This window comes from Ruminococcus albus 7 = DSM 20455, assembly GCF_000179635.2.
Taxonomy (GTDB): domain Bacteria; phylum Bacillota; class Clostridia; order Oscillospirales; family Ruminococcaceae; genus Hominimerdicola; species Hominimerdicola alba.
Genome location: NC_014833.1, coordinates 1,504,849 through 1,519,536 on the forward strand (window position 1 = coordinate 1,504,849; position 14,688 = coordinate 1,519,536).

Here is a 14,688-nt window from a genome sequence, read left to right on the forward strand (position 1 = left end):
ATCTGTGCGCAGATCGCCGCCTTTGATTATCAAAGGCGACTGTCCATATTTATGTATTTCATAATAAAACATCCACATTTAATTATATACCATTACACCATTTATGTCAATATTTCGGGGGCGGTATGCAAGATGAAATTTTTATCACATTATGGATAGATTTTAAGGTTTTTTGCACAAATGACTTTTGTAAAACAAAATACGGTCATCACGGTAGCTTACCGCGCTATACCCCCTTTGATGAGGGGGATGACATTCAACAGAATATCCCTACAACAAAAAAAGGACGCTGCCGCGTGAGTGCGGTAACGTCCGTAATATCTGTCAGGTCATTTTTCTGCGTATCTCACATACCCTGCCGATGATGCGAAGACCAAGTTCGGCGGAGTCCTTGCGTGGGTCGGAGAACTCACGGAAATACACCCTGTCGGGAGTACCCTCTTTAACAACGGCATAGAGTCCTGCTGTGCTTATCTCATCTATACTTACAAGCAGATAATCACCGAACATTACGAACGGACGGTTCTTATCATCGCGGCATATATAGAAACGGTAGCTGCCGTGTTCGGTATTGGCATATTCCTCGCCCCACTGATTGGAGGGGTCATCGGCACTGAAAACGGGCACCTTATGGATATCGTTATCATTGCTGCTGCTGCCTGTGCTTTCGTATCCCAGCAGTGCGCCCTTGGTAGTGCCCAGCGCCTGTGCGAGTATGGAAAGCTTATCCTCACGGGGCTTGAATTTACCCGAAAGATACTGACTTATAAATGATTTTGAAATACCAGTACGCTTGCTGAGCTCAGCCTGAGTGAGGGAGCGTTCAGCCATGGCGGTACGGAGATTTTCAGCAAATGAACTCATATTTCTGTACCCCCTTATATATTTATGTTCAGAAAATCTTATCAGATATATTATACCATATTATGAAAAAAAGGTCAAGTAGATAATTGCTTAATATTAACCGATCATTTAACAAAAAAGCAGTATAGTCGTGGGGCTATACTGCTATGGTTTCAGGGGTGGTGTCAGGGTATCCAGGAAATCTCAAATTTGTAAAGTCCTTCTTCATTATCGATTCCGAAAACATATCCGCTGTCATACTTAGGTGTTTTCTCGGATACGATTGTATAATGATAGCCTGCATCATCATAATTAGGTTCACCACTGTTTGCTACCAGTGAATCATAGGTGAGTGAACGGTCGAAAGCAAACTCAAATTCCTGTGGAATATCACGGACACCGTTAACGAGTACTGCGTGCAGACGTACTTCAATCCTTGCAAGTGTACAATCTCTCAGTTTTATTGAAGCTCCATTGGGAGTTATAAAGTACAAATCTACTAATACATACTGATCTGAACTTTTTAATCTATAAATAGCGCACCCATAAGGGAACTGACCTCTGAAATGGTCATCAAACTGAGCATCAAAATTCATACCTGCGTGTGAAAAATCGCTGGTCTCATCTAATTCAGCGCCTGCATCGAGAAAATCCTGCAAGGTTGATACACCGACAGTCATAAGCTTGCCGTTATACTTGAAGCTTCTGTTATCAAGGTCGGCGTACTTATCGCTGAGTTCGGTGTGAACGACAGGTTCGGGTTCGGTAGTTGTGGTGGTAGTTGCCTCGGTGACAGGTGGGAGTGTGGTTACTGAAGTAGTCGTTTCCTCAGTGACGGGGGCAGTGGTGTCCTGTGTGGTTATTTCCTCAGTGAGAGCGTGCTCGGTAGCGGCAGTTGTTGTGGTATCTGCCTTACTTTCGGTAGAAGTCTTTGTGTCAGCATAGCCGCGATGACTGCGGCTGTAAGTATTTTTATCTTCATTGAAGTTCGTTCCTTTCGATTAAATAATAGTCGCGGTTAAGCGACATTTAACAGTGTGAATTATATCACCAAAAACTGTCAAAGTCAATCGTTGTACGGCAGTATCATAGCTTTATCCAGTATTTTGTGGATATCGTACAGGTTCTTGTTTATAGTGCTTATCATTTTTTGCGGCTGATTTCCGTTTATTGCGGTCAGAGGCTGATATGTCTGCAAAATTGAGATCTGAGATGATTACAAAATTAAACGAAAAGTTAATTAGCAAGATTGTTAAGTTAATATTAGTTAATGGTATAAATTTTTGTGGGCGGTGGTATAATATATAAATAGTGTGATTAAAATAGCCCGGCAATTGTACATTTTACAGAAATATTAATAAACTATTGAAATATATGAACTTATAGTGTATAATATAATAAGATAGATATCAGAAGGAGGTGCTTTCAATGACAGAAAATGATATGCAGGAGCTTATAAAATGTGGTATTGACTATCGTGACGGACTGGAAAAGTTCATGGACGAGGAAAAACTGTATTGCGGTCTGCTGGTGAATTTTCTGACAGAGAACACTTTCGATGAAGCTGAGAGGTGCATGAAGAGCGGTGACGATGAGGGTGTCATGCGTGCTGTGCATTCTATGAAATCTGTAACGGGCACGCTTTCGATGTATGAACTTTATACACTCTGCTATGATACGGTGGATGCCCTGCGCGGCGGCGACAGGGAGAGTGCGCTTGACAGTTTCGGCAGGGCTTATGAACTCTACAAGCGGACGATAGAGTGTATAAAACGTGTAATAGTTGACGGCGGTCTGGAGTATGATAAGATACAGGATGATGTGTGATGTCATCATGCGGATAAAATGCCGGTGCTGCTGATCGCTGTATTATTTTTAGCAGATAGAAAGAGCGTATGCATGAGATTTTGCATACGCTCGGTTTTTATTTATCATGGTCATCCCTTTAACATACCATTACAAAGTGCTTATAACAATGAATCATCGTGTTACCGCCGAGTATTTCCGGTTCTGATATTACACCAAATTAATTGGTGTGTAAACGGGATGATCAGATTATTTATTGTTGCATTCTGATGAGATGTCGCTGTCACTAAAAGTCAGCTTTGATGCTTAGCGGTTTAGTGGTAGTTGGTATCGTCAGATATTCTTGTTATAAATAACGTTCAGACCTTTGAGCAGCAGGTCATCATCGAGGATGATATCTCTGCGGCAGAGGGGGACTACTGTTCCTGCCAGTCCGCCTGTGGCTATTACTGTGCATTTCTGTCCCAGTTCTTCCTCGATGCGCTCTATCATGCCGTCTATCGCACCTGCATTGGAGTACATGAGTCCGCTTTTAAGGCAGTCAACTGTATTGGTGCCTATAACGTGCTTTGGCTTTTCAAAGGCGAATTTCGGGAGCTGTGCGGTACGGGATATCAGTGCTTCGGAGGATACCGCCATACCTGTTACTATCATTCCGCCGAGGTAGCGCTTTTTCTCGTCGATGACGGAGAGGGTGGTGGCTGTGCCCATGTCTATTATTATCATGGGGGCAGGGTACTCATTGATACCTGCCACTGCATCCACAACTAAGTCACTGCCCAGCTGTGCGGGGTTATCTATGACTATTGAAAGCCCTGTTTTCAGCCCGGGGCCAATGACCATGGATTTAACGCCTATCAGCTTGCGTACAGCCGCGGAAAAAGTCGCGGTTATGGTGGGTACGACGGAAGATATAATAGCGCCGTCTATCTTATCGGGGTGGATATCGTGCATCTCCATGGCGGTCTTGATATTTGCGGCATATTCAAGGTCGGTAGCGAGCTGATTTGTGTATATCCTCTCGCGGAAAAGTATATTGTCATTCTCGATACAGCCGAGAACTATATTTGTATTGCCTACGTCTATTGCTAAAAGCATTGGTATGCCTCCTTGTTATCATTTATAAAGCGGTTCTGCCATAAACATTTTAGCACAAATGTAAAGATAAGTCAACATAAAAAAGGACGGCTCAGTGCCGTCCTTTGATATATCAGTGTGCTGATGCTTTTTTCTTGGGTGTGCTGATAAATCCTGCTTTTGAAAGTGCAAGCGCAACGGCTGAAGTAATAACTGTGCAGGATATCCACTCGATAGCCACATTCAGTGTAACAACAGCTATTATGAACAGCACAAGGTTCTGATGACCCTCCATGCCCTTTACAGTTTCGGAATCACCGAACATCATCAGCAGTGTGCTCATGAAGAATATGGTGTTCAGAAATGCAACGCTGAAACCTGTGATGCCGCCGGATATGGGCGCGGGTACCTTTATGGTCTTCAGAACTTGGGCGATAGTACCTGCGAGAAGTCCTACAAGAATTCTGGGGACTACACAGAGTATCACAGTTCTGACAGCGCTTATACTAACGAGTGGTGCCAAAAACGCACCAGGGGTTGTAAAAGCAGCGATAGCACTGGTTATGCCGAAAGAAAGTCCTGCCAGTGCACCGCCCTTGGGTCCCAGTGCGAAAGCTGCAATGCTTACGGGGATAGTGACGAGTGCAATTTTAAGAGTAGCTGTTTGGATATAGCCTAAGGGGCTAAGACCCATAATGAATATGATAGCGGTCATGACACCCATGAGTACCAGATTATTAGTCTTGTTTGTTCTTTTCATATTGATTTCCTCCTTGTTAATATCCCGCTATGTGGGGCGGGTACATTACAAACGGGTGAAGGCTCTTCCTTTCACCGATGATATTATAGCACATATCCCCCGAAAAAGCTACTGTTTTTAGTGCGATATTCTTTACGAATTTTGATGACGGGGCGGTTACAGCCTTGTGCATATTGTCGGTGGAGGTGGTTGAAATTTCAGGCAGGATGTGGTATTATATGAGAAACGGTCACTGCTAAAGCCCCTTGACCGTAGTGAACAAAAAATAAGCTTAGTAAATATGGCAAACAGTGACCCGCGGCGCGTTGGTGCGAGAGTGAACACAGCACAAACTGATGATTAGGGAGTTTTTAATTCAGACTAAAAGTAAGCAAACACCACAGCAAGGCAATAAGCACGCAGTCGACACTGTCACTGCTCAGTCGACGCTGTCACTGCTAAAGCCCCTTGACCGTAGTGAACAAAAAATAAGTTTAGTAAATCTGGCAAACAGCGACCCGCGGCGCGTTGGTGCGAGAGTGAACGCAGCACAAACTGATGATTCGGGAGTTTTTAATTCAGACTAAAAGTAAGCAAACACCACAGCAAGGCAAGAGCCTGAGCACCCCTTGACCGTAGTGAGAGAGCGAGGAACGAGCGAACGAACGCAGGTCAAGCCCCTCAAGGGTGCGAAGGTCTTGCCGCGCAGAGGGGGTATGGGGGACTTCGTCCCCCATTTAGATAGGAGGAATAAATATGGCTAATCCGATACTGCCTTTATGGGAATATATTCCCGATGGAGAACCGAGAATTTTCGGGGACAGAGTGTATCTTTACGGGTCGCATGACAGGGCGGCTTGTGATAAGTTTTGCGACTACAAGCTGAAAGTGTGGTCGGCATCACTTGATGATCTTAACAAATGGGTGTGTCACGGTGACAGTTTCAGGACTAAGGACGGCGGTGAACGTCCTGCGGATACAGACTGGACGAGGGACGAGTGCTATGCACCCGATGTTATCGAAAAGGACGGAAAGTACTATCTGTATTCGTATATATTCGGATCTAAGGGGGCTGTGGGAGTATCCGACAAGCCCGAGGGACCTTTTAAGGCGCTGGGACAGTATATCTACGGTGAAGATGTTGAAGTCGGGGACGACGGCATATTCAACGATGCGGGTGTGCTTGTTGACGATGACGGTAAGGTTTATGTGTACTACGGCTTTGAGGGTTCCCACATGAACGAACTCGACCCTGCGGATATGAGGACTGTAATAAAGGGAAGCTATATGCACCCTGTTATGCCCGATACTCAGGATATACCCGAGGAGCGGAGATTTTATGAGGCAAGTTCACCGAGGAAGATAAATGGGCGGTACTATCTTATATATTCGCCCCGAATGGGCAGCAGGCTTGCTTATGCAATAAGCGATTCACCGAAGGGACCTTTTGAGTACAAGGGGTACATCATCGACAACGGCGTTGACTATCCTGAGGGCAACAATCACGGTTCGGTGGCTTGCATAAAAGGTCAGTGGTATGTTTTCTATCACAGGATGACCAACAATACCATTATGTCCCGACGTGCCTGTGTGGAGAAGATAGAGATACTCGAAGACGGCACTATACCGCCTGTTGAGATGACTTCGCTGGGATTTGAGGAATCGCTTGATCCGTATAAAATAGTACCTGCGGAGATAGCCTGCGTGCTTAAAGGCGGATGCTTCATCACGGAGAAGGATATATTCACGAGGGTGATAACGAACATCATGGACGGTGCTGTGTTCGGATACAAGTATTTTGATTTTGGCGAGGACTACACGGGGGACAGTATGACTATTGCCATGAAGGTGCGCGGCATGGGAGTTAACTGCAGGGTGAAAGTACTTCTGGACAGTGAGGACGGCGAAGAGATAGGCGAACTGGCTGTCGGTACGGCGGACGGAGTATACAGGTGCAAGGTGAAGAATGTTACAGGAAGGCACGCACTGTATTTCAAGGCATACCACGGTGTTGAGGGCTGGATCAAGCCGCAGTTCGACGGCAGGTGTATGTTTGAGGCAGAGAGTTTTTGCGTGATGAAGTAGGGAGCGGATTTAATTCATAATTGTTGGCAGGAAGATAACGCAGCTGTACTGAGGATAAGAATGCCAAGGAGAGGAGCTTTTGGCGCAAGCCTTTCGCGAAAGGCTTGCGGGGAGCCACAGTCAGCTTAGCTGACTGTTAGGGGCGGAGTCCCTCAATAACCGAAGCATAAAACCAAAATGCAAAGCGAACTACCCGCCCGCCAAAAGGTCGGCGCTGATATAGAAGTTTTTCGCTGTAGTATTTTTGATGTCAGGTCAGAAGTACTACGGCGTTTGTATTGACAACACTTCGATGTTATGATATAATTGCTACTACACAAATTGAGATGAATATTGGAACTTTATATTTCAGTTCTGCCGAGGGAGAAATGTTAAAGTTTTTAGCAATTTATCCCTGAAGATACAGCGAGAAAGGTAAAACAAGTGAAAAATTACAATAAACAGACCGTAGCGCAGATCAGGAAACCGATAGTTCAGGCAGCGATCATAATGCTGGTGTTCTATGCGATAGAGATACCAATGGTGCATTTCAATGTATTTCCCGATGTAAACACGCTTTATATAGCAGACACTATAATAAGAGTAGCAGGCGGAACTGCCGGACTGATACTTTTGAATGGGTATTCCAAACGCGGCGAGAGTAAATGTACGCTGAAGCAGCTATTCACAAATAGGATTTCAGGAAAGACATGGCTTATCATGATCCCACAGATTATCTATATTTTGCTTCCTTTCCTGAATATATTTAATGCAACCGTTTTTACAACAAGATATATTGTAACGCTCAGCATATTGATCGTTCAGCAGTTTGCAACCGGGTTCTATGAAGAAAGCGTTCAGAGAGGACTCATGATGAACGGTCTTATCAAACTTAATATAAGCACAGTAAAAAGAAGGCTGTTCACTGTTTTGGTTACAGGTCTGTTCTTCGGTCTGGGACATGCTCCCAACATCGCTTTTGGCGACAATCCTCTGATCCAGGTTCCGTCTGCAATGTGTATTGGAATGTTTTGGGCGGCGGTATATTTGCTGTCAGATAATCTGCTTCTCGTAATGCTTCTGCACGCTTTCACCGACAGCACGTTCAGGATCGTCCACGGATTGTTCGGTTATGCTCGCGAAGGCTTTCTTTATCAGGCAATTGAGTGTTCGAGAGATATCATAGAGTATGTGATACTGCCTGCTTTGGCGATCTGTATCTGCATATGGTTTGATAAGCTCAAGAATAATGCCCCTGAGGGCAGGTCAACTTAAAATGATAAATCGGAAGATAATATACAAATCATGGTAATGAAGATCCGAATTTGAGATCCACAAATTCAGATCTATATTAGCGCCGAAAAAATCACAATGCCCCTTAGTGTTATGAAACACTAAGGGGCAAAACTTCTATATGGGTATCTTTTTAAATAAAGGCGCGGCAATAATTATACGGATGCAGAAAGAGCGTGGACATCAGATCTGTCCACGCTCTGAGTTTTTTTATTTCAGGAAGATGTTATACACTATTATGGCATTGATGATGCCCATGAGACTGCCTGCAACTACCTGTGAATGGGTGTGTCCCACGAATTCCTTCAGTTTGACCTCGGGCATTTTTTCTGAGGTCAGCAGTTCGAGGGTCTTTTGTATCTCGTTGAGGACGGTGGTCTGTTTTCCTGTTTCAAGGCGGACACCGCTTGCATCGTGGCAGACTACTACTGCAACTATGCCTGCTATGGCGAATTCTACGGAATCAAAGCCTTCTACAAGACCTATGCAGGTGGCAAGTGAAGTGACTGTGGCGGAGTGTCCGCTGGGCATACCGCCGTCACCGAAAAGGCGGGTGATATCAAATTTTTTATTGACGATGGCATGGATCATGGTCTTCAGCACCTGAGCCTCAGCCCATGATGCTATGGCGGTTATTACAAAAACGTTTGATAGTAAGTCGGTAAAGTATTTCATAAGTATCATCCTTCAAAAAAATCTTTATTTAGTATACCATTTATCAGCTGATAATTCAATTGGAGATTCCTATATTTCGATCAGAAAAGTTTGAAAAGTTTTTGTGTATATTTTTGAGGTATTATATCCCTGAAAAACATATCATAACAGTCGGCAGCCATATTTTTTTATATCCGGCATATAATCAAGTAAACAACATCGGGAGGTACTTATATGGACATATCAAGGAAAAAGAGGATAATTATCAGCTGCGGGGCATTTGCAGTAATATGCGGATCATTATGGGCAGGAGATATCCTTGGGGCTGCGGCACAGGAAAGAGTGACAGGGGCATCGGCAGATAGAGGTATGGAACGTCCGCAGGTGGTGCTTGACCCGGGACACGGCGGTGCAGACGGTGGCTGTGTATCGGTGAATGGTGCGGCTGAAAAGGGGATAAACCTGGATATCGCGCTTACGGAACGGGATATGCTGGAGATAATGGGATATGAGGTGACTATGACCAGGGAGGATGACCGTTCGATATACGATGAGGGTACAGAAGGGCTTTCAAAGCAGAAGCAGTCGGATATGAAAAACAGGCTGGCACTTTTTGACAGCTGCGGCGGAATTGCTTTATCAATACATCAGAACCAGTTCACGGACAGCAGATACAGCGGAGCGCAGGTGTTCTATTCACGGAGAAACAGCGAGGGCGGCAGATTGGCAGAGGCGGTGCAGCGGCAGTTCGTTTCCCTTTTGCAGCCCGATAACGAAAGGGAGACAAAGGCGGTGGATGACGAGCTTTATCTGCTTGACAAAACTGAAACACCTGCGGTGATGGTGGAATGCGGATTTCTTTCAAACCCCGAAGAAGCGGCAAAGCTGGAGGATGCAGGATACCGTAAGAAGGTCGCTTTTGCCATAATGTCGGGGGTGATGGAGTACCGAAGCGGTATGGCGGCTGAAAGCACAGAGGCAGGGGGATAGTACACTGAGATATATGCTGTCCTGAAATGTCAGAAATTGTCGGAATATGCTTTACTTTTTTAGAAATCTATGGTATAATATTTTTATATAGCTTTTGAGGTGTCTCTTTTGCATATCGATATAGCGACTATGACTGAGGTACATAGCCTCATATTTTAACAATGCCGTATAACTTTCATAAAGCGGCATATTAAGGCAGGTTATTTATGTATATCAAAAGGATAGGCGCGGCTGCCTGCGGGTATATGCTGGCGTTTGTGCTGGCTGGATGCGGTACGGCTGTAAATGTTGATACGGCACAGAGCAAAAATGATAAGGATATATCATCGGCGGCGGAGACCTCTGTGCAGATAATATCGGAGGCTGAGCCTGAGGTACTGACCCCTGTTGCGGTCGAGGATACTGAAAGCAAGCAGGAAGACAGTTCGTCCGAAGCACCAAAAAAGCCCAGGAAAGCTGAGGAATGCACCGTGGGCGGAGGCTACGGCTTTACGGTGAGCGATATAGATATGGTGTATTCAAACGATGAGCTGGAGAAGTGCTTTGACAGGCTGCAGGAGATATGCAACGAGTCATACTTCCCGCTATCGTTTTCATACAAGAATATGGATACGGGTGCATATATAGGTTACAGGCAGTACGATCAGTACATGACCTGCAGCTGCGTTAAAGCGCCCTATGTGAAATCACTGCTGGCTAAGGGCATAGACCTTAAAGAGAAGATACCGCTGAGCACCAAGTGGGAAGGTGACTATGAGGGCATCGTGAATGAGGAGTACGGCAAGGAATTCACGGCGAAGAAACTTATAGAGTACACAATTCTGGACAGTGATAATACAGCCTATCAGCTTTTATGCCTGAGATACGGCGCAGGGGATTTCAATAATCATCAGTATGAGATAGGTTCAAACTATACTCTGGGGTACAATGCGGAGTGGATATTCACCTTCTGCAATACGGATGATATGATGAAGGATTATGAGGACATATACCGTTTTGCGAAGAAGGACAAGAACGGCAAGTGGCTCATAAAGCTTATGAAGAATGCAAAGCTGAACATACAGATAGGTGCGGCGCTGGGGGACAAGTACACGGTGGCGCAGAAGTACGGTTCGGACTATCAGGAGGAAGCTTTCAACGACTGTGCCATAGTTTATGCGGATTCCCCTTTTGTACTTTGCATAATGACAAAGCAGTATCCCGAAACGGAGGAGAGCTGCAAGGTGTTCAAGGATCTGGCGGTGGTGTTTGATGATATCAATTCACTGATAGCGAAGGCACCTGAAAATGAAGAGAAGGAATGATGAAGGCAAGTAACTTCATCAGTTGAAATATATACCACGGACTGGTGGAATGGAGGATTTTTATGAACGAATACAAGGTATATTCGGTCCACATGGGAAAGGCTAAATGTGCTTTGGATCTGGGTGACGGTTCGGAGAGAGGAGAGTATGTAGATCAGGATTACATACTTCACAAGCTGGGCAGACCTCACAGGAGCATAAGCCTGATGTACTGCTATTATCCGCTGGACAAGGAGTTTCCCGGCAGGATATCGGAAGTGATGAAGGATGCGGAAGTCAAGTTCCAGTGGGACTACCCTTATGATGATTACTTCACCTACAAGGGCGGACTTGAGGGCAACAGGGAGGGTGAACCTTTCACCTGCATGAGGGATATAAGGCGACACGGTCAGGACGTTACTCTCACACTGACTGCCGATCCTAATATATCCGATGAACAGATAAGGGCTATCGCTGAGGATCTGAAGACCTTCGGAAGAGTGTTCCTGAGAGTGAATCACGAGAATACGGGCAACTGGTTCAGCTTTACAAAAAGGACTACCTATCAGGGCGTTGCGGATTTTTACTGCAAGTTCGTGAAGATAGTACATGAGATAGCGCCAAATGTACTGATGGTGCTTTGCACAGGCGGTATCGAGGATCCGAAAGCGGAAGAGATAGTCATGGAAAAGGAGTTCGCACAGTCTGTAAAGGATACGGATATATGGTCGGTGGACAAGTACATGGCACTGCACTGGGGCTGGCCTTTTGATGTGGCGCTGAAAGATCAGAAAGTCAAGAGCTACAAGCGCGACAAGGTAGCACTGACCTACGATATGACCAAGAGGAGCTATGAGCGCTTCAAGGTGATAAACGGCGGTGTCAGCAAGCCCATGGTAATGAGCGAGTTCAACGCTGACGGCGATGTTACGGGAGCTTACGATCAGGCGGTCATGGTAAAGGGCTTCTGCGATATGCTGAAAGAAGATCCCGATGAATGGTTCAGCGGATTTACTTTCTATCAGTTCCGTGACAGAGGCAGACTGGGTCTGGAGATAGAAGACCCCAACAATCAGAATGTGGGTATCGAACAGCCTGTGATGAAGACCTACAGGGAGATATTACATGATGATTTCTTCAAGCCCGAGATGAAGAGGGGCGGAGAGGTAAGTTTTCCTGCGAAGCTCAGATGGGGAAATTCCGAGGACGCTGAAGGTCTGGAGATACCGATACACTTTGAGGGCGACCCACATTTCTGTGAGCTGACCTTTGAGGATGAGAGCAATCTGATGATCGAGATAAACGGAAAGTGGTTCTACAAATCACCGAAAGCGAAGGTCATAGATCTGATGAGCGCATTCTACGATAACAGACTTGAGGGTGAGGCTGACCTGACACTGAGGATATTCGCCCCCCCTGCAAGCGGTGAAAATGATCTCGGTGCGGAGGACGGAATGTTCAACAGCTATCAGACCATTGAGAAGCTGCCTAAGATAAGGATAGAGTATGAGCCTGTGGTGCTCTGATAAATGATAGACCAAGGGGGCTGTTGTGAAGCAGCCCCCTTGGTCTGTTTATATGGTGTTATGTATATCACCCCAGTGCAACGTCAAGCGACATCATAAGGGTGAAGCCTGCTGAGAACATCAGTACGCCTATGTTTGAATGTTCGCCTTCGGACATTTCGGGAATGAGTTCTTCTACTACCACATACATCATGGCACCTGCTGCAAAGCTGAGCAGATAGGGCATCAGCGGAAGTATAAGTCCTGCAGATAGTATGGTCAGGACAGCGCCTGCAGGTTCTACCGCACCCGAAAGCACACCCAGTACGAAAGCCTTGCCGCGTGATTTGCCCTCGGCATGGAGGGGCATGGAGATTATGGCACCTTCGGGGAAATTCTGTATGGCGATACCCAGCGCGAGCGCCAGTGCGCCGCCTGCTGTCATTTCGGCTGTGCCAGACATAAGACCTGCGTAGACTATACCAACTGCCATGCCCTCGGGGATGTTGTGGAGAGTCACCGCCAGTACCATCATAGTTGTACGTGCCAGATGCGAAGGCAGACCCTCTGCCTTGTCGGCATTCATGTGCAGATGAGGTATCACGCAGTCAAGCAGCAGCAGGAAAAGCACTCCTGCCCAGAAGCCTGCAGCGGCAGGTACAAAGGACAGTTTGCCTTTATCAGAAGACATATCCATAGCGGGTATTATAAGGCTCCATATCGAGGCGGCGGTCATAACTCCTGCCGCAAATCCTGTAAGAGCGCGGCTGACATTTCTGCTGAGCTGCTTTTTCATGAAGAATACTCCCCCCGAGCCGAGGGCAGTACCCATAAACGGCAGCAGCAGACCGATAGTAACATCCTTCATAATATCACCCGTCCTTATATTGTATATTATGGTTATACGACTGACATACCAAATCAAATAGTGTTGTATCACTTGTGGAGTCTGCCGAATATTCCTTTTTTGACGTATGGGACACATACGAAGCCTGTTGCGCTGTATCCGCTGTCTGCAAGGGCGGAAGTTATATCATCAAGAGTAATGGGGTCTTCGCTTATGATAACAGCTTCGCCTGCTTTATGGGATGAGGAAACTTTATCAACGGAGAGCTTATTTCGCAAAGCATCATTGATATGGGCTTCACACATTGAGCACATCATTCCGTCTATCTTCACGGTAGTCTTATACATACCGCCACCTCCTGCTATTTTTGTGAAAGTGCATAGCTTACGATCTGTTCTACGGTCTCTTCATCTGCACAGGAAGCTATCAGCATACTTATCTCGCCTGCCTTTTCGGCTGTGAGCCCGATCTTTGATACGAGATGTTCCTGAATGATGACACAGGGTGTAAAAAGACCGTTTGCTTCGGATACTCCTTTCTGGGTAAGGGTTATCTGTCTGTAGGGCTCTTTTATTATAAGTTCTTCTGCGATGAGCTTTTTGCACATTTTAACGGCGCTTGCCTTGGCAACATGGAGATAATCCGCAATATCCGTGGTGCGTACACGTTCACCGTTCTGTCCTAAAAGATATATGGTTATAAGGTATTTTTTCTGTGGTTCTGTGAGCATATATACTTCTCCTTCGGGGATTCATTATCGACGGATATATCATATCACCCTTAAAAAAAGATGTCAACGTTTTTGAAAGAGGTAGTTAGTAAAATCTAACTATTGCACAAAATCAATGGTTAGTTTAAACAAACGCTTTGTCATTCCTACGAAAATCATGATAATGCGAATAATATCCTTGACTTTGGGTAAGATAGAGGGTATAATAAATGCAACAGGTTAGGTTAAGCTAACCTAACGCAAGGGAAGGAGAACAAGATGTCTGCTAAGGAAAGAAGAAAAATAGAGAGCCTTATGGCGTTCCATGCAGCGCCTACACTTATGGGTATCAAGTGCGGAAGTCTGCCTGCGTTCAATGCTAAAGAATACGACCTTCATGAGGTTGAACGTCTTTTTGCGGACGGATATTTCGGCAGCAGGATAAATGCCAGATCGGTCACAAGATCATCGGGACGTATGCTTGTATACGTGTACGATAAGGTACTGCTGGAGAAGACACTTTCCGACAGGGATATAAGAGATTTTCTGGCGGGATGCGGTTATGCTGATTCGTGGGATACCGTACAGTGCATCGACAGGCTTTGCAGCAGGCTTGGTGAGAAGGATTTCCCGCATGAGATAGGTATATTCCTCGGATATCCCCTGGAGGATGTCAAGGGCTTCATCGCTAACTGCGGACAAGGCTGCAAGCTTTGCGGAACATGGAAGGTATACGGCGATGTTGAAAAAGCCAAGGAGATGTTTGAACGCTTCGAGAATTGCAGGCTTCACCTTTGCAGAGAACTGAGAAATGGAAAAAAGCTGCGTAACTGCGCAGCTGATGTCACTGCGGTGGCATAGATCAAGGAGGTACTATA

16 protein-coding genes are annotated in these 14,688 nt (G+C 45.7%); 7 read left to right on the plus strand and 9 right to left on the minus strand.

Features of this window, described 5'->3' with window-relative positions; translation table 11 throughout:
• Window positions 1–324: 324 nt before the first annotated feature.
• The 3 genes from RUMAL_RS06625 to RUMAL_RS22690 form a co-directional block, all read right to left on the minus strand.
• A complete protein-coding gene (locus tag RUMAL_RS06625) occupies window positions 325–864 on the minus strand; it encodes a helix-turn-helix domain-containing protein (RefSeq protein WP_013497991.1) in 540 nt (179 codons plus the stop codon).
• Between the two features lie 164 nt (window positions 865–1,028).
• On the minus strand, window positions 1,029–1,502 hold the full coding sequence (locus RUMAL_RS06630; protein ID WP_028504332.1) for a hypothetical protein: 474 nt from the start codon (window positions 1,500–1,502) through the stop codon (window positions 1,029–1,031).
• Window positions 1,503–1,909: 407 nt separating this feature from the next.
• A complete protein-coding gene (locus tag RUMAL_RS22690; protein ID WP_272868101.1) occupies window positions 1,910–2,041 on the minus strand; it encodes a hypothetical protein in 132 nt (43 codons plus the stop codon).
• Between the two features lie 230 nt (window positions 2,042–2,271).
• Here RUMAL_RS22690 and RUMAL_RS06635 point away from each other — a divergent pair, with 230 nt between their 5' ends.
• The gene (locus RUMAL_RS06635; RefSeq protein ID WP_013497993.1) at window positions 2,272–2,670 is read left to right on the plus strand and encodes an Hpt domain-containing protein; all 399 of its coding nucleotides are present in this window, start codon (window positions 2,272–2,274) and stop codon (window positions 2,668–2,670) included.
• A 312-nt stretch (window positions 2,671–2,982) separates the two neighbouring features.
• Here the strand turns inward: RUMAL_RS06635 and RUMAL_RS06640 are convergent, their stop codons facing one another.
• Together RUMAL_RS06640 and RUMAL_RS06645 are read right to left on the minus strand one after the other, a co-directional pair.
• Window positions 2,983–3,747, minus strand: a complete 765-nt coding sequence (locus tag RUMAL_RS06640) for a type III pantothenate kinase (protein WP_013497994.1) — start codon at window positions 3,745–3,747, stop codon at window positions 2,983–2,985.
• Between the two features lie 112 nt (window positions 3,748–3,859).
• Entirely contained in the window at window positions 3,860–4,486 is a 627-nt protein-coding gene (locus tag RUMAL_RS06645; protein ID WP_013497995.1) for an ECF transporter S component, read from the minus strand.
• Window positions 4,487–5,221: 735 nt separating this feature from the next.
• Here RUMAL_RS06645 and RUMAL_RS06650 point away from each other — a divergent pair.
• Window positions 5,222–6,550, plus strand: coding sequence for a family 43 glycosylhydrolase (locus tag RUMAL_RS06650; RefSeq protein ID WP_013497996.1), 1,329 nt, complete (start codon window positions 5,222–5,224; stop codon window positions 6,548–6,550).
• Window positions 6,551–6,973: 423 nt separating this feature from the next.
• Window positions 6,974–7,804: a CPBP family intramembrane glutamic endopeptidase gene (locus tag RUMAL_RS06655; protein WP_013497997.1), complete on the plus strand. Its 831-nt coding sequence runs from the start codon at window positions 6,974–6,976 to the stop codon at window positions 7,802–7,804.
• A gap of 228 nt (window positions 7,805–8,032) precedes the next feature.
• On the opposite strand, the gene RUMAL_RS06660 is transcribed toward RUMAL_RS06655, so the two are convergent.
• Window positions 8,033–8,497, minus strand: coding sequence for a divergent PAP2 family protein (locus RUMAL_RS06660; protein ID WP_013497998.1), 465 nt, complete (start codon window positions 8,495–8,497; stop codon window positions 8,033–8,035).
• Between the two features lie 213 nt (window positions 8,498–8,710).
• Between RUMAL_RS06660 and RUMAL_RS06665 the strand changes: the two genes are divergently transcribed.
• From RUMAL_RS06665 to RUMAL_RS06675, 3 genes are all read left to right on the plus strand, one after another.
• Window positions 8,711–9,466, plus strand: coding sequence for an N-acetylmuramoyl-L-alanine amidase (locus RUMAL_RS06665; RefSeq protein ID WP_013497999.1), 756 nt, complete (start codon window positions 8,711–8,713; stop codon window positions 9,464–9,466).
• 206 nt (window positions 9,467–9,672) lie between these two features.
• Window positions 9,673–10,770, plus strand: a complete 1,098-nt coding sequence (locus RUMAL_RS06670) for a serine hydrolase (protein ID WP_013498000.1) — start codon at window positions 9,673–9,675, stop codon at window positions 10,768–10,770.
• A 62-nt stretch (window positions 10,771–10,832) separates the two neighbouring features.
• Complete coding sequence (locus RUMAL_RS06675) at window positions 10,833–12,275, plus strand: hypothetical protein (protein WP_013498001.1); 1,443 nt, start codon at window positions 10,833–10,835, stop codon at window positions 12,273–12,275.
• Window positions 12,276–12,342: 67 nt separating this feature from the next.
• On the opposite strand, the gene RUMAL_RS06680 is transcribed toward RUMAL_RS06675, so the two are convergent.
• From RUMAL_RS06680 to RUMAL_RS06690, 3 genes are all read right to left on the minus strand, one after another.
• Window positions 12,343–13,122 carry a ZIP family metal transporter gene (locus RUMAL_RS06680; RefSeq protein WP_013498002.1) on the minus strand — a complete coding sequence of 260 codons (780 nt, stop codon included), beginning with the start codon at window positions 13,120–13,122 and terminating at the stop codon, window positions 12,343–12,345.
• A 68-nt stretch (window positions 13,123–13,190) separates the two neighbouring features.
• Window positions 13,191–13,448 (minus strand): heavy-metal-associated domain-containing protein, encoded by a 258-nt coding sequence (locus RUMAL_RS06685; RefSeq protein ID WP_013498003.1) that lies wholly within the window; start codon window positions 13,446–13,448, stop codon window positions 13,191–13,193.
• A 14-nt stretch (window positions 13,449–13,462) separates the two neighbouring features.
• Entirely contained in the window at window positions 13,463–13,831 is a 369-nt protein-coding gene (locus RUMAL_RS06690) for a metal-dependent transcriptional regulator (RefSeq protein ID WP_013498004.1), read from the minus strand.
• A 258-nt stretch (window positions 13,832–14,089) separates the two neighbouring features.
• On the opposite strand from RUMAL_RS06690, the gene RUMAL_RS06695 reads away from it, so the two are divergent.
• Complete coding sequence (locus RUMAL_RS06695) at window positions 14,090–14,671, plus strand: DUF3793 family protein (protein ID WP_013498005.1); 582 nt, start codon at window positions 14,090–14,092, stop codon at window positions 14,669–14,671.
• Window positions 14,672–14,688 lie beyond the last annotated feature (17 nt).

Coding starts and splice junctions, on each gene's coding strand:
- RUMAL_RS06690 (WP_013498004.1), bottom strand. CDS start 13,831: ATGCTCACAGAACCACAGAAAAAATACCTTATAACCATATATCTTTTA.
- RUMAL_RS06670 (WP_013498000.1), top strand. CDS start 9,673: ATGTATATCAAAAGGATAGGCGCGGCTGCCTGCGGGTATATGCTGGCG.
- RUMAL_RS06635 (WP_013497993.1), top strand. CDS start 2,272: ATGACAGAAAATGATATGCAGGAGCTTATAAAATGTGGTATTGACTAT.
- RUMAL_RS06680 (WP_013498002.1), bottom strand. CDS start 13,122: ATGAAGGATGTTACTATCGGTCTGCTGCTGCCGTTTATGGGTACTGCC.
- RUMAL_RS06675 (WP_013498001.1), top strand. CDS start 10,833: ATGAACGAATACAAGGTATATTCGGTCCACATGGGAAAGGCTAAATGT.
- RUMAL_RS06640 (WP_013497994.1), bottom strand. CDS start 3,747: ATGCTTTTAGCAATAGACGTAGGCAATACAAATATAGTTCTCGGCTGT.
- RUMAL_RS06645 (WP_013497995.1), bottom strand. CDS start 4,486: ATGAAAAGAACAAACAAGACTAATAATCTGGTACTCATGGGTGTCATG.
- RUMAL_RS06665 (WP_013497999.1), top strand. CDS start 8,711: ATGGACATATCAAGGAAAAAGAGGATAATTATCAGCTGCGGGGCATTT.
- RUMAL_RS06660 (WP_013497998.1), bottom strand. CDS start 8,497: ATGAAATACTTTACCGACTTACTATCAAACGTTTTTGTAATAACCGCC.
- RUMAL_RS06650 (WP_013497996.1), top strand. CDS start 5,222: ATGGCTAATCCGATACTGCCTTTATGGGAATATATTCCCGATGGAGAA.
- RUMAL_RS06625 (WP_013497991.1), bottom strand. CDS start 864: ATGAGTTCATTTGCTGAAAATCTCCGTACCGCCATGGCTGAACGCTCC.
- RUMAL_RS06685 (WP_013498003.1), bottom strand. CDS start 13,448: ATGTATAAGACTACCGTGAAGATAGACGGAATGATGTGCTCAATGTGT.
- RUMAL_RS06695 (WP_013498005.1), top strand. CDS start 14,090: ATGTCTGCTAAGGAAAGAAGAAAAATAGAGAGCCTTATGGCGTTCCAT.